This window comes from Caballeronia sp. GACF4 (assembly GCF_023631025.1).
Classification (GTDB): Bacteria; Pseudomonadota; Gammaproteobacteria; order Burkholderiales; family Burkholderiaceae; genus Caballeronia.
In genome coordinates, this window is record NZ_JALQDW010000021.1 from 210,549 (window position 1) to 233,619 (window position 23,071).

Here is a 23,071-nt window from a genome sequence, read left to right on the forward strand (position 1 = left end):
TAAGGCCTTTTGACCGTCGCGCCGCTTAGACGGTCCCTTTTAACTTTTCTATTGTGAGCGGGCTTATGAAAGTAACCGTCGTTGGTACGGGCTATGTTGGCCTTGTTACAGGCGCATGCCTGGCCGAAGTGGGCAACAGCGTTCTTTGCATGGATGTCGACCAAGAAAAAATTGATTTGCTTAACCGGGGCGGCATTCCCATTCACGAGCCAGGACTCAAGGAGCTGATTCAGGGCAACGTGAAGGCAGGACGAATCAGCTTCACGACGAGCGTCGCCAAGGCGGTAGAGCACGGAGACGTACAGTTCATTTGCGTAGGTACGCCACCTGATGAAGATGGTTCCGCAGACCTTCAATACGTATTAGCGGCTGCCGAGCAGATTGGCAAGTACGCGCAAGGTTTCAAGACGATCGTCGACAAGTCGACCGTTCCGGTCGGCACAGCAGATAGAGTCGCCGACACCGTGCGAAAAGCGCTTGATGCCAGGGGCGTAAATCATCAATTCTCGGTCGTGTCTAATCCTGAGTTTCTGAAGGAAGGCGCAGCCGTTGTCGACTTCATGCGCCCGGACCGGATCGTACTTGGCTGCGCGTCCGATACCTCGGGCGAACGCGCGCGCGCCATGCTTACGCGTCTTTATGCGCCATTCAATCGGAACCACGAACGTACGATGTATATGGATGTGCGCTCCGCCGAATTCACGAAGTACGCTGCTAATGCAATGCTTGCGACGCGTATCTCGTTCATGAACGAGTTGGCGAATCTCGCCGATATGGTGGGCGCGGACATCGAGGCAGTGCGGCGTGGCATAGGATCGGACCCGCGCATCGGCTACGATTTTCTTTATGCGGGTTGCGGCTACGGTGGCTCGTGTTTCCCTAAGGATGTGCGTGCATTGATTCAAACAGCGCATGAGTACGGCCGCGATCTGCAGATACTGAACTCGGTGGAGTCGGTGAATCATGCGCAAAAGGACGTGCTTGTCAGCAAGGTCTGCGCGCGGCTTGGTGAGGACCTGACGGGGAAAACACTTGCGGTTTGGGGGCTGGCCTTCAAGCCGAACACCGACGACATGCGCGAAGCACCGAGCCGCAGGTTGATTGCCGAATTGCTCAAGCGAGGCGCGACTGTTCGTGCATACGATCCAGTTTCTTCGGATGAGGCGCAACGGGTTTTCGCGCTTGACTTGGCAGACGACCCTTCGTACGGCGCAAGGCTTAAATTTTGTAGCAACCAGTATGAAGGAGTGAAGGACGCCGACGCGCTTGTAATCGTCACCGAATGGAAAGCGTTCAAGAGCCCCGATATCGCAGCGCTGCATGCTGGTTTGAAGAAGCCGTTAATCTTCGATGGGCGCAACTTGTTCGATCCCGAGAATATGGCGGAGCTGGGCTTTGTCTACGAGGCCATCGGTCGGCCCACGGTTGAGCCGAAGTAATCGCTAAAAGATAAAGGCGTTGCGGGTTGATTACTCGCAACGCCTTTTTTCGCATCCGAGGTGTTCGGTCACACTTGCGACTCGGTCACCGCTACATTGCTTCGACTTGGTACAGGAGCCACTTCTTTTTCGGCACGGAAACGAGCAAGCCTGACTTCGATGAACGCCGAGAACGACGCCTTGAATTTTTCGGTCGAAAATCTTTCGGCATTCTCGCGGCATGCGCGCGGATCGAACAGATGCGCGTTGCGCTCAAAGCGCTCGATGGCATCGATAAGCGACTCACACGTTGGCTCCTTGAAGAAGAGGCCTGTGGGGCGTTCGCGTGGCAGGCCGATCACCGTCTCCAGTGCGCCGCCTTTGCCGAACGTGACGACCGGCGTGCCGCATGCTTGGGCTTCTATGATCGATATGCCGAAGTCCTCCTCGGCCGCATACACGAAAGCGCGCGCGCGCTGCATGTGGTCACGCAAGACTTCGAATGACTGATAGCCGAGGATCTGGACGTTCGGACCTGCGGACGCACGAATCTTTTGCATGTCAGGACCGTCCCCGATCACGACAAGACGCCGCTCCGGCGTGCGGGAAAACGCCTTTACGATAAGGTCGATGCGCTTGTACGGTACAAGTCGCGATGCGGTCAAATAGAAGTCGTCTTTCTGCGTTCGCATGGGAAGTGAACGCACATCGACCGGAGGATAAATCACAGTCGAGTCACGTTGGTATGCCTTCCTGATACGGCGCGCGATGAAGTGCGAATTGGCGATCAGATAATCCACGCCGTTGGTTGAGCGTGCGTCCCATACGCGAATATAGTGCAGCAAAAGCCGCGCCATGACCGACTTCAACCCCTTGGTCAGGCCCGCTTCGTTGAGATATTGATGCTGTAAGTCCCAGGCATAGCGAACCGGCGAGTGAACATAGCTGACATGAAGCTGATCCGGCCCGGTAATTACTCCCTTGGCAACCGCGTAAGAGCTGGAAATGATGAGATCGTAGCTTGAAAGATCGAGCTGCTCGATTGCTATAGGCATTAGCGCCAGATAAGACCTGTAGCGCTTTTTTGCAAAGGGCATTTTTTGAATGAAGGACGGGTGTACTTTGCAATCCTTGACGCAGGCGCGGTCTTTAAGAAAGTCAACGATGGTGTAAATCTCGGCGCCTGGAAAGCACTCGATAATTTGCTGCAGAACTTTTTCCGCGCCTCCAGACACCACGAGCCAATCATGGACAATCGCAATTTTCACGGTTTTCCCTCGTTTAGAGAAACGAATGAGGAGACTTTCTTAGGCTTAAGGCCTTATGGTCCTAGGTAGAAATCCCAATTTTTGTGGTGTACCTAACACTTCGATGGCCGCCAACGAATTGCAAGGGAATCCTCAAAATAGGTGAAATTGTTTCGGGCGTTTTGCCCTGCTGCGTATATCGTTTCCAGTAAAGAATGACCGGACGTCGTGCTTAAAAACGCAGATCGTACGTCTGTTGGTTAGCGCACAACGTCGAGCATTCGAGCTGTTCATACTGTGGTCAACCAATCGAAAGTTTCGAGAGTTCTTCCTTGCATGATCGTGCATTCACAAGACGAGGTCACCGAGTAAGGTGACGCAGTGACTTGTGGGCTCGAATGGATGGATCACAGCAAGCGCTACATAGAAATTCTTAAGGAGAGAGGGATGTCGCTTCCGAGGAGACTGTTCAACGGTGCAAAGGGGTGGCTCCCTGATACCGCGTATCTCATGCTCTACCATCGTCACAAGGTAGGACGTTTTCCCAACGTGCGCGCTCCCGAGACGTTCAACGAGAAGATTCTTTACCGGTGTCTTTTTCCGGACCCCCGGTATGCGGACCTTGCGGACAAGCTCAACGTGCGCGACTACGTTCAGCGCAAGGTCGGTAAGCAATATCTGACCGAGATAATCGCCACACCAGAGAGGTTCACCCGCGAGGAGTTCGATTCTCTGCCGATAAGCTTTGTGATGAAGGCGAATCACGGTAGTGGATTCGTCAAGCTCGTTCGCGACAAGGCCGAGACGTCCTTCGAGGAGCTCGACGCGCTTGCGCGCGAATGGCTGATCACCGACTTCTATCGCATAGCGCGGGAGCGTCACTATCGGACCATCAAGCCGCGCATTTTCTTCGAAGAGCTTTTACTCGATTCCAGCGGTGCCGTTCCTGCTGACATCAAGATCCATTGCTTTTTTAACGGAAGAGACAGCCAGCCCACGATTTACATTGCGCTCATTTCGGATCGGTTTGGCGAGCATCCACGTGGCGACATGTATGACGGGAACTGGAACCGGCTCGATATTGCGATCGGCCACTATCCGCGTAGTGAGGTCGCGGCGCCGCGACCGCAGTGCTTTGACGAGTTGATCTCGGTCGCCGTTAGCCTTGCGGAAGGCTTCGAATATGTACGCGTAGATCTTTACGCTCCGGACGATCGAATCCTCTTCGGCGAGTTGACCTTCACGCCGGGTGCAGGCGTGTTTCCCATGCATCCGGATATCGTCGATTATGAGTGGGGGAGGTTGATGGAGGTTAAGGGGGTTGGTTAGATCGGTCGCTTATGCCTTTGCCCGGACGTCGGGCGAAGGCTATGCGCCGCCTGCTTGTGCCGCAGCACCGATCAATTCATTGAGGCCGTTGACTCGTACATTCGCTGGTACAACGAGAAGCGGATCAAGATCTCGCTTGACGCACTCAGTCCGATTGAATACCGGGCGAGCCTCGGGCTGACGATATAAGGCAGTCCAAGAATTCCGCCGCATCCCCAAAGCGGACATTACGGCTTAGCCACTACAACAAATGTCGAGGCTATTTTGAAACGTCGGGTGTCTGGCTCATTAGTGAAGTCCGGTTTTTGGACTTCCCGATCTTTCCATCTGATTCTCCTTTGCGGCGGACGTGCCGAACCAGCAATGTGGCACGCTCTCGTCAATGGAGCTCGGGCGACGGATGAACAGTTAAGGCAGGAGGCGACCATTCCATCTAAAAAGCTCTGACACAGTAAGATGATCGATAAATTATATTATGTCTAATACAACCGCGCCGACCACAAATGACGCAACACTTCCAATCCACACTTACTTTCCCTGAACCTACGAAGTTCCCGCACGGCTACGAGTTCGACCAGTTACCGACGCGACCAGCTACAGCGCTCAAAACGATCCCCGTCACCATTTGCTAAAGGCCTTCCCGCACCTGACACGAACCGCAAAATCCAAGCCGGACGTCGAAACGAAAATTACACGAAGTCCTAATCCCGAGCCTTCCTACAAACTCCGCCCAGCTACCCCATAAACGGCCACTTAAACTCCTGTAACATAAGACAAACAACTATCGAGACGCCTGGACGCCAGCACGAAGCCATTCGTGCGCTACGCTCGCTGACGAAGCGAAGTGGACCGGGACCCCATGAGATGGCTGCAGGCCTCCGCAAGCAAGAATCTTATGCCCTTATCACCGTGTCTTTAGCATGGTGCGCGTTGGATCAGGCCCATGATGACGATAAACGCAGGCTGGCCGAGCAGGATTTGCGCGCGTCGATAGAAAGACTGGACATGATACAAGAGGCGATTCGCAAAGCCCTGCCATACAAAGGCGGCTTTACCAGGTGCGCCTCGTGCAGAAATATTTTTAGCGACGAAGGAAGCTATCTCGCACATTGGGCTTACATACAAGGTGAAATCACCTGTGTATTTCTCCCGCCCCTTTTGATGGCCTTAGGTTTTATCGTCGAAGAACACAAGATCGGCGAACGTTCATCCCCTGATTACGTTCTCCGCCATCCTTTGTATGTCACATAGCCTGCGTGAAATTCTTCTTCGATGCATCCGATTTCCACAGTCGCCCACCGACCTCTCAAGCCACCATCGTCGTTCGCTCACGCAGCGCGGTCCCGCTTGGTCTCAGCGGCCACAGTTCCGCGAGTTCGGACGCCGTGCTCTGCAACTTCGGGGCGATTTCCTCGATCTGCTCGGTCGTCATGCGAACACTTGGACCCGCAACACTGACCGTGCCGAGCGCGGTTCCAAGACCGTTCACCCTTATCGGCACGGCAACAGCCGAAACACCAGGCTCGGCCTCGCTGACCGCAACCGCATAGCCACGCTTTTCCGTAAGCGCGAGTTCCTTCAAAAGGTCCTCGATAGACCGCACGACATTGGGCCCTTGCCGGTCGGCTTCTCCGAAGCCCATGCTGGCCACGATTTGAATCGCCCGGTCACGAGGCATCGAAGCGAGCCATGCCTTGCCGGTTGCCGTCGAGTAGACCGTGACTCTCCCAGTCGCGGAACTGGGTGGCTGGTAGATGAGACCTGCCGTCGCGCCCTGCGCCTGCGCGAGCCAGACGAGGGTGTCGCCGTCCGCAACGGCTAGACGCACGAACTCTCGCGTCTCGTGCGCAAGCCTGTCGAGTACCGGCTGACAGATGTTCGGAATGCCGGTGGCCGCGTAAAACCGCTGCCCCATGACCGCAAGGCGCATGGTCAGCCGATAGAAGCCGGTGTCGGGCTCCTTGGCAACCCAGCCAAGATCGACGAGCGTCGAGAGCAGCCGGTGTGCCCCGCTCTTCGGCAATGACAGGCGCTCGGCGATTTCCCCGAGGGGCAAGGTGTTCGCGCCCTCGGCAAGGAGCGCGATGATTTCCAGACACCGTTCAGCGGGAACATGCGACATAGCGATCCAGACGTGTTGAGGTTGAAATTTCGCCGCGTGCGCCACTGACGACACATGCTATCTATCGGTCAGAAAAAACGAAGTGATGGATTCGATCTGACCGGTATGCATGTCCTTTCCGTTGACCCATGCACAGCCGAATCGCTGCGCATGGGCGATGAGCGCCGTCGGCTCTTCCGATAAAACCACATCGCCCACGAGCACGTCTTTCTTCAGCGGGCCGAGGTTGCCGGGCAAGCCGTCGCCCGCGGACATGCCAACCGGCGATGCGTTGACGATCAGGTCGAACTCGCCGCGCGCGTCCGATACGCCAGCAGCTCGCGTATGCGGAAACGCTTCGCTCAAATTTCTTGCCACGATAACCGCGCGCTCGGCATCGATATCCAGAATGGAGATTGAAGCGACGCCGGCTTCGGCAAGCGCCGCGGCAATCGCGCTGCCCGCGCCTCCCGCCCCGAACAACAGTGTGCGCCTGCCGGAGACGCTCAAGCCCCGCGCCTCGATGCCGCGTACGAAACCGGCGCCGTCGAACATGTCGCCGGTCCACGAACCGTCGGCCTCGCGCCGCAGCGCATTCACCGCGCCGACTGTCTTCGCGGCCACGCCGAGTTGTCGGGCAAACGCGCAAGCAAGCTTCTTGAACGGTGCGGTGATGAGCAAGCCGTCGAGGTTCGAAATCTCCAGCAGCGCGGGGAACGCGTCGTCGAAGCGATCTGCATGGACGTGCAGAGGGACGAGCACGGCATCGACACCTTCCTGCGCGAAGCGCGCAGTATAGACCGCCGGAGATCGAACCTGCACGACAGGATCGCCTACGATGCCATAGACACGCGTTGCACCTGAGATCTGAATGCTGTCCGCCATGTTCAGCCTCTCCCGCGCGATTCGTACCATTGCGCCACGCGCTGGCTACGGTGGCGACGCGCCTTGGCGCGCACGTCTTGCGCCAGGTTCATTAAGCCCGGTTCGAAGAGTCTGGCATCCATTTCACGCAACTGCGGCGACACCACGGGCCGAAAACCCATGTGGGCGACGACATCGCGTTCGGCATCCAGCCCCGGAGCGATCTCGATCAGCTCGAGCCCTTGCGGCCCGACGCGAAACACGGCCCGTTCGGTGACGAAAAGCGTGAGTTGCTTGCGTTGCTGACCAATCCGGGCGCTATAGCAAACCTGTTCGAGTTTCGGCACGAACTTCATGTGCCGCCCTTCCCTGCGAATGACGGTCTTCCCGTTCTCCCAGCCAATGTCGAGATCGCCCGCCGTGAGCGTTCCACTGAAGATCACGCATTTCGCGTTCTGGCTGATGTTGATGAAGCCGCCAACACCGATGATCTTGTCGCCGAACCGGCTGATGTTCACATTCCCCTGAGCGTCCACTTCGGCAAACGAGAGGAAGGCGAGATCGAGGCCGCCGCCATCGTAGAAGTCGAACTGCGACGGTTGTTCGATCATCGCGGCGAAGTTCTGGGCGCCGCCCGAATCGCGACCCGTAATGGGCGCGCCGCCGATAAGCCCCTGCTCGTTGGTCAGATGCACCGCTTCGAGCAGCCCCTCTTCGGCCGCAACGGTGGATAGCCCCGTGGATACGCCCGCACCCAGGTTGCAAATCGCCTCGGGGAACAATTCCATTGCCGCGCGCCGGACGATGACCTTCCTCGGCCCGAACGGCAGCGGTCTGATCTGGTCGACAGGAACACGCAACTCGCCGGAATAGCTCGGGTCGTAGTCGGTCGCGTAGGTCTGGCGCTGTCCCGGTTCCACTACGACGAAATCGACGAGAATGCCGGGAATCTTGACGTGCTTGGCGGGCAGCGTACCGTTTCGCGCCATGCGCTTCACCTGAACCACGACGATGCCGCCCGCGCGCCGCGTCGCTTGCGCCATTGCCAGCATCTCGCCGAATACGGCTTCCTGCTCCATTGTCACGTTGCCGTCTTCGTCGGCCGTCGTGCCCCGCAGGAACGCGACATCGACCGGAATGTGCTTGAAGAACAGCCACTCTTCGCCGGCAATCTCGGTCACTTCGACGAAAGCGGGCGGCGTGCAGGGGCTTTGCCGCGCACCCTGCTGCCTCGGGTCCACGAAGGTGTATAAGCCCGTCTTCGTGAAGAGACCCGGACGGCCGCCCGCCATCTCGCGCATCAATTGCGACAGCACGCCCTGCGGGAATGTGTAAGCCTCGATCTTGTCTTCCGCCGCGAGTCTTACGAGTCCCGGCGAATCGACGAGCGCGCTTGTAATGGCCCGTCGCAGCAAACCTTCGTGAGCGAGGTGCGATGCGCCCAGTTCACCGCGGTCGCCCACACCCACGATGCTCACCGAGGTCAATCCAAGCGGCTTCCGTTCCGCCAGGAAGCGGCGCTCGACGGCAGCCAGAAGCGCCTCGGGCACGGAATGCCCGCCGCCGGAACCGCTGATCAGGATGGCATCGTTATCGGCGACGAGTTGAGCCGCTTCGTCCGCGGTGATTCGTTCCATGATTCGCTGATCGCTCCGTAATCGGGATGGGAAATCGGTCTCGTCAGGCTGTCGCGCCGGTCATCGGTCGCGCCATTCGACGACCCGCTGCGCTTGTACGCCCAGGCCTTCGATACCCAGCCGCATGCGATCGCCTGGCTTCAGGTATTTCGGCGGTTTCATGCCTAGGCCTACGCCGGGCGGCGTGCCTGTCGTCACGATGTCGCCGGGCATGAGACGGACGTATTGGCTCATGTCCGACACGAGTTTCGCGACCGTGAAGATCATGTCGTTCGTGTTCGAGTTCTGAATGCGCTCGCCGTTGAGTTCGAGCCACAAGCCGAGGTTCTGCACGTCCTCGATCTCATCGGAGGTAACGAGCCACGGACCGATGGGGCCAAAGGTCGGCGACATCTTCCCCTTCACCCACTGACCGCTGCGTTCGAGTTGAAACTCGCGCTCCGAGACGTCGTTGCAGATGAAGTAACCCGCAATACGGCTCAGCGCTTCGGCTTCACTCACGTAGTACGCTTCCTGGCCGACGACGAAGGCCAGCTCCACTTCCCAGTCCGACTTGACGGAATTTTTAGGCAGGATGACGTCGTCATCGGGTCCGCAGATGCAGGACGGCGCCTTGTTGAAGAGAATGGGGTCCTTTGGGATATCGGCATGGGTTTCGATTGCGTGCTGAACGTAGTTCAAGCCGACCGCGATGAAATTGCCGGGCTGCGCCACGCAAGGGCCGAGGCGCACGGACGCATCGACGAGGGGCAGCGTGTGCGGATCGATTGCGCGCAAGCGCTCGATGCCGCCGCTTGCAAAGAACGCGGGATTGAAGTCATCGCAATGGCCAGTGAGATCGCGCGCGCGACCGTCGCCATCGAGAATGCCGGGTTGTTCCTGGCCGGGTTGGCCGTGTCGGACGAGTTTCATGTTCTGGTTGAGCGGGTTGAGTTCAGGATTGGTGCGAGGAAGCGCCAAGGCGGCAGATTTCAAGTGCATAGACAGCGGCGTCGGGCCTGATGTGCAAGCCTGCATCGCGCAAATGCGGAACGTCGATCAGGGCATGCACCTCGCTTGCGGCCGCTTCCGTCGATGCCTCGACGAGAACGATCCACGCCGGAACATCGAACTCGCGCGTGCGCGCCTCTTCGGTGTCGAAGAAGCTCGCCTGATCCGACGCGAAGAGATGACACGCGAGCACGCCGGTCGCGCGCATCGCCTGTGGAAAAGCCACGTCGCGCAGGTAAGCTTCCGGCGTGTTGTTCGCTGCGCCCGTCCGGTCGATACGAACGGCAAACAAATAGCCGCCGCTGCTCTCGCCGATACTGCAAACGGGCTGACAAACGGCTCGCGAGGTATTGCGAAAGTACGTAAGCGTCTTCGTGGTCGCGGGCGTCGGGGCATTGAGGCGCGCCATGTATGCGGGCGAAACCATGACGTCGAGATCGGCCGCCTCGTACATGGTCAACCACTCGGGCGAATGGCCTGCCCGGCGAAAACGCCTGCCGCGCCTGAAGCCAGGAATGGCGAGCCGCTCGGGAATGTGCTCCTTGTCGTGCCACGCGTAGAACTGCTCGCGTCCTTCGAATTCGATGTCGTTCCACACGAGAACGATGCCATGGCCTAGCAGCGCGGCGCTGGTCGCACCGGGCATGTCGTGCGTGGGCGCGCTGGCAGCAAGGCTATCCGGCGTGGTTTGGCTGTCGGGTTTCATCGTGCGAGGAACTCGGGTTCTCGTTTGGCAAAGAACGCGGCGACGCCTTCGTGAAGGTCGTGGCTGTCGAAGATCCTTTGCTGAACGACGGTTGAAAGCGACAACGCGGCATCGAGCGGCTGATCCTGCGCGGCATCGACGAGTTGCTTGGCCAGGCGGTTCGACAGCGGGCCGCGCGCGCAGATCTCGAGCGCCAGCGCGCGTGCTGTTTCGAGTGCGGCGCCCGTCTCCGCGATACGGTTGACGAGTCCCCAGGCCAGCGCCTGTTGCGCGCTGATCGTGTTTCCGGTGAAGAGCATCTCCTTCGCGCGAGCCGGGCCGATGAGCCGCGTCAGCCGCAGCGAACCATTACCTGCCAGACCGCCAAGACGCGACTCGGTCAGTCCAAGCACCACCTCGGCACGACAAACGCGAAGGTCGCACGCGAGCGCGATTTCGAGGCCACCGCCGAGCGCGGGGCCGTCCATTGCGGCAATGGTCGGCGCGGGCAATCGGGCGAGGCGCCGCAGCACCATGTCCTCGAAAAGAATCTTTCTCTCGCTCGCGTCGGCGAAGATTTCCGCGAACTCCTTGATATCGCTGCCGGCGCAAAAGGCCCGCGCCGAGCCGCCGTGCACGATGACGCACCGCAGATCGGCTTGCGCCTCCAGTGCGTCGATCGCCTTGTTGAGCGAACGCAGCAGAGCACGCGTGACGAGATTGAGCGGACCGTTCGAGAGCCCGATCTCCGCGACATGGCCGTCTATCCACAAGGTGACTTCGCTCGCGGCATCAGCGTGTGAGATGGGGGGCGAACCGGATTTGTCCATGAAAAGGTCTCCGTTCTTCACGTCTGCTCGCTGCGGGAACGCGGAACGTCGATACCGCGCAACACGCCCATGCGTGCGAAGTGGCCATAGATGCTGTCGACATAGCGCGCAAACTCCGGAGCGTCGCCGAGCACGATCGGCCGAGGGCGCGGCAGCTCGACGACGATCTCGTCCACCACTTCTCCCGGTGTCGGACTCATGACGAAGATGCGATCGGACAGTCCCACGGCTTCTTCGACGCTATGCGTGATGAACAGCACAGTGGGACGGCGCCGCATCCACAGTGCTTCGAGATCCATGCGAACTTGCAAACGCGTGAGTGCATCGAGCGCGCCGAAAGGCTCGTCCATGAGAATGAGCGAAGGGTCGTGGACCAGCGTTCGAATTAGCGACACGCGCTGGCGCATGCCGCCGGAAAGCTGCCGGGGATACTTGTCGACCGCAGGCTGCAAACGCAACTGGTTGAAGAGCTCACGCGCCCGCGCTTCGATCCTGTCACGGGGCAATCCGCGAATGTCGGCCTGCAGGAGCACGTTTTCCATCGCCGTGCGAAAGTCGAGCAGCAAGTGATCCTGAAACGCGATGCCGACATCCGTCACGGGCCGGTCCACGGTCCGGTCGCCCACCACGATCGTCCCGTCGGAGCGCGCAAGCAGACCCGCGACCATGAGCATGAGTGTGCTCTTGCCGCAGCCCGATGGTCCCACGACGGACACGAACTCGCCCGCCTCGATGTTCATGCTGATTGGCTTCAGCGCGCGAAACGGCTTCTCCGTGTCCTCGCCGAAAGTCTTCGAGACGCTCTCGATGCGGATCGGCACACCGGCCGGCGTTATATCGTCGTGTACGGAAGTAGGCATGATCGGCTCGATGTCATTGATTTAGGCGGACTTCTCGACCGCGGCCAGCGGCACCTTGGAGCACAAAAGCGCCTTGGTGCCCTGCTGCACGACTTCGCCATCCTGATTCACGATCTTCACGTCGAAGAGCGCGATCGCCTGCGTGGGCTTCGACTTGCTGTCGCGCAGCTCTCTGATCGCGTAGTCGACGAACATCGTGTCGCCAACGAACAGCGGCGCGACGAACTTCCAGTCATTGATGCCGAGAAAGGCAATCGCGGTCTCGCGCAACTCGCCGGTGCGCGCCCACATCAAGCCGTGCGCGTACGCGAGTCCAAGCATGCCGTGCGCGACGCGCCGCCCGAACTGGCTGGCTCTGGCGTACACATCACTCGTATGCAACTCCGAAAAGTCGCCCGTCAGTCCCGCGAACCCGACGAGGTCCGCGTCCGTGATCGTTCGTCCGGGACTGCGAAATTGCATGCCTACGTGAAGATCCGAGTAGCGGTATCCCATGTGTTTCTCGTTAGTCGTGATTCGATATCCGTCGTGCGAAAAAGTCTGTCCGAACGGACGGCTCATTTGCACGCGCGCAACTGGTTCGCCGGCGGCAAGAAGTCGTCCGTGTAGTACGTTTTCGGATTCTGTCCGGCGGGAAGCAATTTGACCTGTGCGAGCAGATCTTGCGTCCTGGTCCATGACGCATCCTCGGCCTTGCCTACGCTTTTGGCGCCGCCGCTGCAGAACAACGGCGTGATGGCGGCCAACTCGGCGGTAGCGAGCTTCTCGTTGACGTTGGGGAACACCGTCTTGAGATCCTTTACCGCCTTCGCCGGGTTATCCATGGCGAAGCTCCATCCTTTCAGGCTCGCGGCAACGAACTTCTTCACGAGATCCGGATTGGCCTTTAGATATTCGTTGGATGCGAAAATCGACGTGCTCACCGTCGGAACGCCATAATCCGCAAACCGGAAATTCACGAGTTCGGCGCCCTGGGCTTCGAGTTGCAACTGGTAGGAATCCATGGAACCTAGGATCGCATCGACCTGGCCTTGCAGCAGCGCGGGCACCATGCTTGCCACGGGCATGCTGATGAGCGTCACGTCCGACTCCTTGAGGCCATTTGCCTGCAGGAAAAGCGGAAGCATGGTCGTTTGCGAGGAGCCGGAAGGAACGCCCACTTTGTGCCCGGCGAGATCCTTGATCGATTTGATGCCCGACTTCTTCAATGCCGACACTTCGTTCGGGTTCGATTGATAGATCGTGGCGATGACTCGCATCGGCGCGCCCTTGGCAATCAGCTGGCTCACGGCAACAGCGTCGGCATAGGCAAGTTGAGCGCGCCCGTTTGCGACGAGTTGCGCCGTATTGCCGGAGCCGTTGCCTTCGGTCACTTTCACGTCGAGCCCGACCTGCTTATAGAACCCTTCCGCCACCGCTGCCGCAAAACCGGCGTTCGCGCCGCCTGCGGTCCAGTTCAGCTGGAAAGGAACCTCGGTGTCGGCGACGGCCGTCCCGCACAGACCCGTCGCGAGCGCGCAAGTCAAGATTGCCGAAGACAGTTTGCCGATGGTGCTGCGCATAGTCGCGCTCCCTGTGTAGTTGGACCCGCTCGGTCCGTTTGTTGTAGGCGACTGGCCTCAGGCCAATGCGCGAGCGTTGACCTCAGTTGAACTTCGCACGTTGCCACGGCGTCATGGCCCATTCGGCGAATTCGACGACATAGTTGATCGCAATGCCGATCAGCGTGAGGACGGCAAGGACGGCGAAGGTCAGTTCGACATCCATCGTGCTGGTCCCGCGCAGGAGCACGTAGCCCAGACCTTTGTTCGAGCCGACGAACTCGGCGACGATTGCCGCGGTGGACGCGATCGTGGCGGAAGTCTTGATACCCGAGAAAATCACGGGCAGCGCCGCGGGAAGGCGAAGGAAGCGGAAGGTCTGCCAGGACGATGCGCCCATCGACTTCGTCAGATACAGCAAGCGAGTGTCGAGAATCTGGAATCCGCTGATGCTCGCGAGCAAGAGCGGGAAGAAGGTCATCAACACGGTCAAGAGCACCTTGGACTCCATGCCGAATCCAAGCCACACGAGAAAGAGCGGCGCGACCGCGATCTTTGGCACCAGCTGCATGAACATGAGCGGCGGATACACGATCTGCCGCGCAACCCGTGAAAGCGCGATTGCAAGACCAAGCGGGATGGCGGTCACCACCGTTACGCCGAAGCCCAGCAAAATCTCCGCGATGGTGATGAGCGAGTTCGACCAGATATCCCGCCAGTCGGTGACGATGCGCGCAAACACCCCCGCCGGGCTAGGCACCAGATAAGGCGGGATCTTGAATACAGGTATGGCAACCGCCCACAGCACGATGAGCGCAATGAACGTCGACGGTGGCAGGCATAGCCAGCCGATCCGCTTCGCGCGCCTTAGAGCCGCCGAAGGTGGATGGGTCGCCGGTGCTCGCGCCGATGCTTGATTCATGAAGAACGCTCCCGAAGCAGAACTTTTCGATGCCTTGACAAACGGCAACCCGATGAAGATTCAGCGCCGTTCTTAGATTGAATGTCGTTCAATCTTGGTTGGTTGAACATTGGGGCAAACCCAGAGAACTGTAAGTTTGAGAAGGAACTTCGGTCGCTTGGCCTAAGAGTGGCCGGTGAGCCTTACGCTGATATCTCAGTCGACGGCTTCATCGCTGGCGGGACGGATTTCGATGATCAACGCCGTCGCTGCGGGCTGATGTACGTGAACATCGATGTGGGATTCGACGCAGATGGGTCGATGAATCTCGTTGTCGACGTTATTCCGCGCGGATGCGTTTCATCGTTCTATCGTCGGGGGAAGGAGTGCGCGGCATTGGAAAACGCGATGGGCAACCAACTCACTGGGCTATCGCGCGCCGCAGTTTGATCGGCGCCCATCCCGTTTTGACGCCGAGAATACCCAGCAGCACCAGTCCCGCGCCGAGCCATTGACCCATGCTGAATTTGTGGCCGTAGACGATGTAGTCGAACGCAGCGGCGGACAGAGGGTAGATGAATGAAAGTATCGCGATCGCCTTGACGCTGAGTTTCTGATATGCGGAGAACACCAGGCAGTAAAGAAAAAACGTGTGAACGACGCCGAGGGTCGCGAGGCAAGCCCATTCGCTGGTGCTCGTCGGCAAAACCGAGAAATCGGCGAGCGGAGCGAGTAACAGCGAGCCCACCGCTGTCTGCACCAGGACGACGACAGCGGGAGGAACGCCCGCGGAAGCCTTAGACAACAACACTGTGCCGGCGTACAGCGCGGAGGCTGAGAGCGTCAGGACGACGCCGGCAAACACGTTCGAGCCCAGCATTAGAGCGCCATTGGCGGTCCCGACCAGGCAGACCAAACCGGCGAACGCCACGGCCGACCATAAGATGTCGTTCCGGCTTACCGCTTGCCGGAGGACCACGGCGCCGCCCAAAATCACCAGGAACGGGTTGACGTGGTAAATGACCGTAGCCAGCCCGATGTCGATAAGAGGATACGCTTTGAACAACAGCAGCCAATTTATAACGAGAAAGATTCCCGAGACGATGATGGGCAAAAGCAGCCGGACTTGAAAATACTCTCGGCGGATAAGACCACGGGCAGCGCAATACGGAACCAGACAAATGAACGCGATAATACATCTGAAGAAAACGACGTTCGCGGGTGGCTGATTCGAGGAAACGACGAAAATGCCGATGCTCCCCGAAAGAAGCATGGCAAAGACAAGTTCCAAAATTCCGCGACGCTCTTTCATTGCCTTTCCCTGCTAAATTACCTGAAATCTACAGACTCCTTTTAATACCGCCCAACGAATTATCCTGATGGCGGCCATTCACCTTAGAGATGAGTTCGGCCGGAAGTAAAGGCACCTCGGACGGCCTACGTGAACGCTCTCCGCTGACTCATTCGCGTCGCTGATATGCCTAATGAAGTTTATGAATTGGCCGTTAGAAAGCACGCATACGAAAATTTGTCACAAGACGTTTCGCCTTTTGCGCGGGCGTATGTTGTGACGCGTAGCGTTCGCCTTGCGTGAGCGTTCCCAGATTCGTTGAAGTCGGAGGAGCGACTGGAGCGACAGCGTATCGCTTGTCTCGTTTGCGCGTGAGGGACCTGAGAGAGCAGTCGATAAGCAAGCAGAGCCTTGTCTGCCCTGCGCCCCGGTCGGTCGCCAAGCCGGCCGGGGCGCAGGAATCAATCTTAGCTTCCCTTCTTCGTTATCGTGACTCGCGCATTTCGGCGTCCGTGAACAACCTTCTGTTCCTCTCTTTTCCGCACTTGCAGGCTTCGTCGGCGCGTGGTGCTAGTGTGTTCTCTCGATGCTGCAAATTCGTCGATTTGCCCGCTTCGATTATTCATATGAACTTGTCGCTTTTAACCGCGATTGGACGGCTCATACGCATTTAAGCTATAGATTGACGCTCGACTTGTTACCGATTTGGATCTGCGGCGCCCTCAAATAAAGCTATTGGCGAATCTTCCTTCTTTTTTAAGTCGATGCAAGGATCAATAGCAGCTCTTAAATAAGCTTCGAGCCTTTACTTCACAAAGATCGATGCTGCGATACGACGCCCTTTACAGATGGCCATCGCTGGATCGCTCCCGTTCATCAACGCTGAGCAACCGCTCATCAAGAAGCTTTGCCTTATTCAAAGGCCAAAATTGCTGAATATAACCTTGACGACGCCCCACCATTTTTGGCGTTGATAATATGATGGAGCTAACCTTTGAGGATGCCTCGATTTTCGCGGTTTTCGTTTAGGCGCCACCGTGCGATCTACGGCGATAGAAGCGCCTGACGGGTTGCATCAGGTGAAGGTCCGTATCGAGCAGGTAAGAACTGAATTATTAATCATACTAAAACTAGGCGGCGGTGAATTTTATAACTGACTGGGCGGTTTTACGAGGTAAAATACCTGAATCCACTGACTATAACTTTCGTTATTTTGCGATTACAAGGTCGAACGGAGCAGACTCAACTACTGCGGCCGTGCAGATTCGAACTTGGTTAAGCACGTAAGGCGCACTGGATGTTTGATCGACATGAGAGAAATCGCCGTAGCCGACTTGGCGCACGCGTTGTTTAGGGAGAAGGCCAGGTGAGGCCACAAGACTTTGATTTAGATCTTGTCCGAGCGTTCGTTGCGGTCGCGGACACGCGCAACTTCACGCAGGCGGCCGCGCGTCTTCATCGTACTCAGTCGGCTGTGAGTATGAAGATCAAGCGTCTCGAAGAATCGATAGGCGAGCGCCTGTTCGAAAGAGACACCGTCGCCGTAACGCTAACCTCGATCGGCGAGCGGTTCGTCGGAATCGCCCAACGGCTGATCGAAGCGCATGAAGACGCGTTTCTCTCGCTCAAGCATAGCCTTGCGGCCGGCAAACTCACGCTCGCGACTTCAGAAACATTCGCGTCGTGCTTGTTGCCGCCCATTCTCGGCGCGATTGGGACGACGTTTCCCAACATCGAAATGGAAATCCGCTGCGGCCATAGCTGGAAGATGCTTGAGTCCATGGAGACTGAAAACATCGACCTGGTTATCGCGACAAAATATCCCTCCCGCCCCGACGGCGTGCCCTTGGGACATGAGCGTTTGATGTGGGTCTGCAAACAGGGTAGCGACGTCTATCAGCAAAAGCCTGTGCCGCTGGCGGTGTTTCCAGACGGATGCCTTTATCGGCGCGCGGGAATCGCAGCGCTCGACGCGAAAAAGAAAGATTGGCGCATTGCCTACACGAGTCTGAATCACGAGGGACTTCTCGCTGCCGTGGAAGCCGGCAGTGCCGTGTCGATCATGATCGAGAGCGCCGTGACCGAGCATCACCGAGTTTTGGAACCTTCGGACGGTTTTCCAACGTTGGAGCCGACCGCGATTGAATTGTATTCACGCCGATCCGATATATCACCGGTCGTTCGCAACGTCTCCGAAATCATCCGCAAGCATTTTGCGGCACGTCTGTGCGAGCGCAAAGTCAGCACCATACAGTCTTTAACTGCGCCGGCGATTATCGACTGACGAGCCGAGATAAGCCATCTGCGGATGTCCGGGCTGATGGCTTCATCGCGCTTCACTCGCCCTACGCGCGGTGACGAAAATGCGTCTTTGTCCTGACGCAGTACGGTGAGCCTTTAGGCGCGACACGCTTTTCGGCGGTCTCGTCTTGATACGGCTTCAGATTTCCGCTTCGCTCGCCGCGTCTGAAGTACCGGCATCGACATGCGAAGCTGTCTTAGCCATTCCATTGAAGACATGCGCGATCGCATTGTGAAGACCCCAGAACTCCTGGTAAGGAGGCCAACGTGAGTCACCCGATCTCAGGTCTTCTTCTCGTGCGTACGTTGCGGTAGTCCAGCGCAAGGTAGATGGCATTCGATGATGAAAATCGTGTTGCGATAGATCGCCGGGAATGACAAACAAACGGACTGGCAAATGGTAAATCGCGTGCTCGACGGCCCATGCAATCCAGGACAAAACGTAAAGCGCGACATGCCTTTCGTCCCGCTCAGGAGTTCTTCGTCCGCAAAAACGCCCCCACGAATGCGTCGCATGGATGTACTTGGGCTGATCCCACCTTTGCGCCGGCACAAACCACGCGTGCTCGCTGATAAATTCAAGCAGCACGCTTATTTGGTAAAGAACAACGATTGGAAACAGCAGGCCGAAAACCAGCGCTGTTACGGGGCAGAGTTCAATTGCGCCCCAACACGCTAGTGCACCGCCAGCCGCAGCGATTAGCTTGAATTTCGGTGGCAGATTTCGAACCAGGCTCATGAGCCTATGCATGAAGAACGAGGCGTGGAATCGCGGCGACAGCAGAGTGACGAAGAGCTTAAGCCAGAGTGCCCCGACCGACATTCCAGACTTAAAGCCAGCGCGCCATAGAAAGGCGCCAGCCGGATCGCTGATTGTCGTGAATACGGCAGGCCGATGATGCTGGTTGAAGTGCTCTTCACGATAGTCACCCGCGGTCTGTGTCAGCGTCATTACTGCGAGAAGATCGGCGATGAAAAGATCACGAGAAGCTATTCCTGTAAAGCGACCGTGAATGCACTGGTGTGCGACCGTGCTGATCATGCGACGCGCTCCATTCACCGCCATAATCCAGCCGCACGATAGCGCGAGAATGAAGCACGGACCTCCGGTCTTGAAGGCAATGACGGCAAGCGAGAGACCTGTCAAATAAGTCGCCACCGCACTCAAGGCGTAAAGCGTCGGCGTCGGTTCGAACAGAGGTGTTTGTCCGGGCGCCGGCTTTCCTGTCAACCAGGTCCAGAACCTGGCTGTCCACCACGGAAATACCTGATAACTTTCACGCGTCGAGGCCAATTCGCACCTCGTCTTGCAGCGTGAAGCGCTCGCCGACACTGCGTTTGTCGCGGAGAAAACGAACATAGCGATCTGCCTTCGATCGCAACGAGGCGTCGCGCGAATGTTCCGCTACGTAAGGCAGCCACTCGAAGAACTCGGCGATATGCGCTTGCCGAAAGAAATGGACTTTCGATAAAAGCCCAACCGCCTGATGAAAGTTTGCAAGAGTGAGCGTGGCGGCGAGTGAACGAAGCTCTTCCTGGAATGAATCACCCAGAGGCATTCGCTGCACGACTTCGGGTCGATTCACGACGTGCCCGGTTGAGCCCGCACCGGCATTGAATACGCTCTCGATGGGCAGCTTGCCCAAATCAAAGTCGAGACAAAGATTCAAGCGGCGCCCAGCCGAGTAATTGATGGCCGAATGCAGATTCGATGCATCGAGAAACCAGATCTCGTCTGGACGCATGCGAAAGACCGTGTCGCCATCGGAATGCAGACAGATACGATTCGTCAGTAACGGTACATGCACACGAGTCCATGGCGCAGCCGCGAATTCCACAAAATCTCTGTGGGGAACCAACACGCCGTCGCCAAGCGAATGAATTCGAACAAGTCGAAGCAACGACGTGTCGAACGTCGCGCTTATCCAATCGTTGAGCGCAGGGAGAAGATTCCCGCGTGATGTCGGCCTGACCGATGACCCGCGTTCTAGCACGACGCCATCGTCGTCGCTTCCTGTTTGATTCCAGATAACGAAGCTCTTCCAGTCTCCGAAGTGAAACTCGCTGTAGTGCTTGTTGTCATCGGTAAAAGCAAGAACTGCGTTGAGTTCGCACGGAGCCATAATAAAGTGCGACTTACCAATTATTCGCGAATTCATCGATTGTTTAGGCCGAGTTGAGCCAGCAGTCGAGCATGAAAACTCGACCGCAACGAGCGTTTGAATGGAGCTGCGCGAGCGCCCTTGTCGCAAGAATCTTTGCTGCGATAAGCGCGCGAGCGTGGGCGGGACTTTTTGAAGAACTGCCGGGTCAGTGGCTTTTAACGGACATCATCTCGCGGGCGACCGCATTCCAAAAGCGCTCGAAAAGTTGCAGGTGCGTGTTGAAGCCTGCGGTTAATCTCGTGAGCGCGTCTGTATCCGACACGAATTGCTTCGCCGCGCTGAGGGACTCGACTTTGTGTTCTTTCTCTGTAGCGCCGATGTGTGCGTAAAAGTACTCGCAGGACTCGTGAAACTCGTCCTCTTCTTCCCATAAATCCTTGTAGACCAAAGCTCCATCATAGAGTTTTCGGAGCATCGTGTACGCCTGCCATTCGAGCGCCAGTTGTGCTCCAGCGGCAGTTGCATTGTCATCGCCATAAAGACGCTTTTCTCCTTCGATGAGCGCCTGCGTTTCCGGCAGAACCTTCAAGTCATGTTGAACCGAAGCCCAATCGAGACGAGAACCTTCTCCAATCTTGCGACCGAGATCGCTCAACCAAGCGTCGAAGAGAATCGAGTGGACCTTCTCCGGATTGCCGTATCCCATCTCCGAATACAACGTCTTCGCGTATTCCGCTTGCGCGACCACGTTGCGCGTGCTGCTTATCATCACCGCCAAGACTTCTGGGAACGCGCGATTGAATTCGCCGTAGTTTCTCGCAAAGATTGCGATCTGCCGTGCGTTCAAGCGCTCACGGGTCCATAGAGAGTAGAAGTCGTTATCGAGCGCTCCACTCGACATGGCGGATCGGGCTAATGCTTCTAGTTCGTCGGAGAAGTTCTTTGTCGACAGACGTGCCGACCCGTCCCGAACGCTCGTGCGATCAAGCATCTCAGTTTCCTTTTAAATCAAATAAATTCGTTTACTTTCAATGACTTAGACGACACGCGCAGTTTCCACCGCCAACCTCTCATAGCGCCAACAAAAGTTATTGATAAGGTTGATGACGGTTTCTGATGACCGTGAAGACGCCTTGATGATGGGAGTGCTCGAACGTTGCTGCGTGACTCGGATTCACGGCGCGCGAAACCCGGCGCATTCGAATGGCAATGGAGACCTGCGAGCTTAAACACGATCCAGACGGGAGTAGCATGGCCGAGCATCGACGCGCCGAGAGCGGAGCACTGTGCATGCGACCTTGCGCGATCGATGTGAGCGGGAACCGACTCTTCCTGACCTGCATGGAGTGACGAATGGCCTATCACAACTATCACAAGCGCAAGATCGCCAATCAGGATCTGCATCCCGAAACGCAAATGATGTCGTATGGCTACGACCCGTTTCTTTCGGAGGGTTCAGTCAAGCCACCCGTGTTTCTCACATCGACATTCGCGTTCCGCACGGCCGAAGACGGTGCGGCGTTTTTCGATATGGTCGCCGGGCGCAAGCCTTCGCCCGATGGAGAGAGCGCCGGTCTCGTCTACAGTCGTTTCAATCACCCCAATCTCGAGATTGTCGAGGATCGTCTCGCGCTGCTGGACGGCTCAGAAGCCGCCGCCGTCACGTCTAGCGGCATGGCGGCGATTGCCGCGATCCTGTTCGCGTTCCTCCGACCCGGCGATTGCGTCGTGCAGTCCGCGCCGCTTTATGGCGGCACCGAAACTTTGATCTCCAAATTCCTTCCTGACTGGGGTATTCGTTCGCACGTGATTGCCGATGGCCTTTCCCGTGAAGCGATTTCCACCGCACTGGAAGCGGCAGCGAAGAAAGGCCGTGTCGGCATGTGTTACGTCGAAACGCCGGCCAATCCGACCAACGCGTTGTTCGATCTCGACGGTCTGCGTCAGGAAATCGATGCGTTTGAATCGCGGCATGGCTATCGCCCTCTTTCCGTATGCGACAACACTTTGCTCGGGCCGTTGTTTCAGCAACCGGTAAATCAAGGCATCGACCTGAGTGTGTATTCGCTGACCAAGTACATCGGGGGGCATAGCGATCTCGTTGCGGGAGGCGTCACCGGCAGCAAACCTCTGATCATGCGAGTTCGCGCGATTCGCGGCACGCTAGGATCACAACTCGACCCTCACTCCTGCTGGATGATCACGCGTTCGATGGAGACCCTCGTTTTGCGGATGGAGCGCGCAGCACGGAGCGGCACGGCCGTCGCGCAATGGCTCGCAAACAACCCTTTCACACCGATCAAGGTGCTGCATTCCGAACTCATCGACGACCCGGTTTATCAGACGGTGTATCGACGTCAATGCAGCGGGCCGGGATCGACATTCGCATTCGTTCTCGACGGCGGGCGCGAACAAGCATTCAAGCTCATCAACGGGCTCGGCTTGTTTAAATCGGCCGTGAGTCTCGGTGGCACGGAGTCGCTTATTTGTCACCCGGCATCGACGACACACTCTGGTGTTCCCGTTGAAGTTCGCGCTGCTGCGGGCGTGTCAGAAGGACTCGTTCGAATGTCGGTGGGGCTGGAGCATCCTGACGATTTGATCGCCGATCTGTCGAATGCTTTAGGGCAATGCTGAGGGCTCGTTGTTCTTCATGATCCATTTGAACTTGGGCGCCTCGATCCAATTTGTGCCGGAGACGGTGTAGGCGGACAATGCCAGTTTTGTTGGCTCACGAAATACGACGTAATTCACGAGAAACCTGTCTTCTAAGTCTAGTCGATTGGACATTATTTTTATAATGTCGCTAGGGTGGCTCAACCGTCATCGGAGGCGTTGCTTCTGTCTGTCGCCAGCTATGAAAGCTGGCGATAGTCAACGCGCCCTCTAATGCGCACCTGCAAACATTCAAGCAAAATGCGATGGCACATCCCCGATGCTGTGGATCGCCGCGTTTGCTTCGGTCGTCGAC

At 57.5% G+C, this 23,071-nt stretch carries 20 protein-coding genes and 1 pseudogene; 6 read left to right on the forward strand and 15 right to left on the reverse strand.

What is annotated here, in order from left to right:
• Positions 1 to 65: 65 nt before the first annotated feature.
• Entirely contained in the window at positions 66 to 1,439 is a 1,374-nt protein-coding gene (locus tag NCR40_RS21480) for a UDP-glucose dehydrogenase family protein (RefSeq protein ID WP_250510584.1), read from the forward strand.
• Between the two features lie 68 nt (positions 1,440 to 1,507).
• On the opposite strand, the gene NCR40_RS21485 is transcribed toward NCR40_RS21480, so the two are convergent.
• A complete protein-coding gene (locus tag NCR40_RS21485) occupies positions 1,508 to 2,686 on the reverse strand; it encodes a glycosyltransferase family 4 protein (protein WP_250510585.1) in 1,179 nt (392 codons plus the stop codon).
• A 426-nt stretch (positions 2,687 to 3,112) separates the two neighbouring features.
• Here NCR40_RS21485 and NCR40_RS21490 point away from each other — a divergent pair, with 426 nt between their 5' ends.
• The 3 genes and pseudogenes from NCR40_RS21490 to NCR40_RS21500 all read left to right on the forward strand — a co-directional run bounded on the left by NCR40_RS21490 (position 3,113) and on the right by NCR40_RS21500 (position 5,245).
• On the forward strand, positions 3,113 to 3,994 hold the full coding sequence (locus NCR40_RS21490) for an ATP-grasp fold amidoligase family protein (RefSeq protein ID WP_250510586.1): 882 nt from the start codon (positions 3,113 to 3,115) through the stop codon (positions 3,992 to 3,994).
• Positions 3,995 to 4,057: 63 nt separating this feature from the next.
• Positions 4,058 to 4,183, forward strand: a pseudogene (locus NCR40_RS21495) (IS3 family transposase); the annotation flags it as partial.
• Positions 4,184 to 4,858: 675 nt separating this feature from the next.
• Positions 4,859 to 5,245 carry a hypothetical protein gene (locus NCR40_RS21500; RefSeq protein WP_250495277.1) on the forward strand — a complete coding sequence of 129 codons (387 nt, stop codon included), beginning with the start codon at positions 4,859 to 4,861 and terminating at the stop codon, positions 5,243 to 5,245.
• Positions 5,246 to 5,300: 55 nt separating this feature from the next.
• Here NCR40_RS21500 and NCR40_RS21505 read toward each other — a convergent pair whose 3' ends face one another.
• The 11 genes from NCR40_RS21505 to NCR40_RS21555 form a co-directional block, all read right to left on the reverse strand.
• The gene (locus NCR40_RS21505) at positions 5,301 to 6,116 is read right to left on the reverse strand and encodes an IclR family transcriptional regulator (RefSeq protein ID WP_250469892.1); all 816 of its coding nucleotides are present in this window, start codon (positions 6,114 to 6,116) and stop codon (positions 5,301 to 5,303) included.
• A 57-nt stretch (positions 6,117 to 6,173) separates the two neighbouring features.
• Entirely contained in the window at positions 6,174 to 6,980 is an 807-nt protein-coding gene (locus NCR40_RS21510; RefSeq protein ID WP_250510587.1) for a shikimate dehydrogenase family protein, read from the reverse strand.
• 2 nt (positions 6,981 to 6,982) lie between these two features.
• Positions 6,983 to 8,596, reverse strand: coding sequence for an acyl CoA:acetate/3-ketoacid CoA transferase (locus NCR40_RS21515; protein WP_250510588.1), 1,614 nt, complete (start codon positions 8,594 to 8,596; stop codon positions 6,983 to 6,985).
• A gap of 60 nt (positions 8,597 to 8,656) precedes the next feature.
• Entirely contained in the window at positions 8,657 to 9,508 is an 852-nt protein-coding gene (locus NCR40_RS21520) for a fumarylacetoacetate hydrolase family protein (protein ID WP_250510589.1), read from the reverse strand.
• Between the two features lie 22 nt (positions 9,509 to 9,530).
• Positions 9,531 to 10,292, reverse strand: coding sequence for a hypothetical protein (locus NCR40_RS21525; RefSeq protein WP_250510590.1), 762 nt, complete (start codon positions 10,290 to 10,292; stop codon positions 9,531 to 9,533).
• Positions 10,289 to 11,101, reverse strand: coding sequence for an enoyl-CoA hydratase/isomerase family protein (locus NCR40_RS21530; protein ID WP_250510591.1), 813 nt, complete (start codon positions 11,099 to 11,101; stop codon positions 10,289 to 10,291). Before NCR40_RS21530 ends, NCR40_RS21525 begins: the two co-directional genes overlap by 4 nt.
• Before the next feature lie 17 nt (positions 11,102 to 11,118).
• The gene (locus NCR40_RS21535) at positions 11,119 to 11,961 is read right to left on the reverse strand and encodes an ABC transporter ATP-binding protein (protein ID WP_244831400.1); all 843 of its coding nucleotides are present in this window, start codon (positions 11,959 to 11,961) and stop codon (positions 11,119 to 11,121) included.
• A gap of 21 nt (positions 11,962 to 11,982) precedes the next feature.
• Entirely contained in the window at positions 11,983 to 12,456 is a 474-nt protein-coding gene (locus NCR40_RS21540; RefSeq protein WP_250510592.1) for a MaoC/PaaZ C-terminal domain-containing protein, read from the reverse strand.
• Between the two features lie 62 nt (positions 12,457 to 12,518).
• Positions 12,519 to 13,523, reverse strand: coding sequence for an ABC transporter substrate-binding protein (locus tag NCR40_RS21545; protein ID WP_244831402.1), 1,005 nt, complete (start codon positions 13,521 to 13,523; stop codon positions 12,519 to 12,521).
• Between the two features lie 82 nt (positions 13,524 to 13,605).
• On the reverse strand, positions 13,606 to 14,424 hold the full coding sequence (locus NCR40_RS21550; RefSeq protein ID WP_244831403.1) for an ABC transporter permease: 819 nt from the start codon (positions 14,422 to 14,424) through the stop codon (positions 13,606 to 13,608).
• 400 nt (positions 14,425 to 14,824) lie between these two features.
• On the reverse strand, positions 14,825 to 15,715 hold the full coding sequence (locus NCR40_RS21555) for a DMT family transporter (RefSeq protein WP_250510593.1): 891 nt from the start codon (positions 15,713 to 15,715) through the stop codon (positions 14,825 to 14,827).
• A gap of 1,345 nt (positions 15,716 to 17,060) precedes the next feature.
• Between NCR40_RS21555 and NCR40_RS21560 the strand changes: the two genes are divergently transcribed.
• Positions 17,061 to 17,978 (forward strand): LysR family transcriptional regulator, encoded by a 918-nt coding sequence (locus NCR40_RS21560; protein ID WP_250510594.1) that lies wholly within the window; start codon positions 17,061 to 17,063, stop codon positions 17,976 to 17,978.
• Positions 17,979 to 18,134: 156 nt separating this feature from the next.
• On the opposite strand, the gene NCR40_RS21565 is transcribed toward NCR40_RS21560, so the two are convergent.
• The 3 genes from NCR40_RS21565 to NCR40_RS21575 all read right to left on the reverse strand — a co-directional run bounded on the left by NCR40_RS21565 (position 18,135) and on the right by NCR40_RS21575 (position 21,091).
• Positions 18,135 to 19,289, reverse strand: coding sequence for a fatty acid desaturase (locus NCR40_RS21565; RefSeq protein WP_250510595.1), 1,155 nt, complete (start codon positions 19,287 to 19,289; stop codon positions 18,135 to 18,137).
• Positions 19,273 to 20,118 carry an aspartyl/asparaginyl beta-hydroxylase domain-containing protein gene (locus NCR40_RS21570; protein WP_250510596.1) on the reverse strand — a complete coding sequence of 282 codons (846 nt, stop codon included), beginning with the start codon at positions 20,116 to 20,118 and terminating at the stop codon, positions 19,273 to 19,275. The genes NCR40_RS21565 and NCR40_RS21570 overlap by 17 nt, the downstream gene beginning before the upstream one ends.
• 187 nt (positions 20,119 to 20,305) lie before the next feature.
• A complete protein-coding gene (locus NCR40_RS21575; RefSeq protein WP_244831408.1) occupies positions 20,306 to 21,091 on the reverse strand; it encodes an iron-containing redox enzyme family protein in 786 nt (261 codons plus the stop codon).
• Between the two features lie 362 nt (positions 21,092 to 21,453).
• On the opposite strand from NCR40_RS21575, the gene NCR40_RS21580 reads away from it, so the two are divergent.
• Positions 21,454 to 22,737 carry a cystathionine gamma-synthase family protein gene (locus tag NCR40_RS21580; RefSeq protein WP_250510597.1) on the forward strand — a complete coding sequence of 428 codons (1,284 nt, stop codon included), beginning with the start codon at positions 21,454 to 21,456 and terminating at the stop codon, positions 22,735 to 22,737.
• Positions 22,738 to 23,071 lie beyond the last annotated feature (334 nt).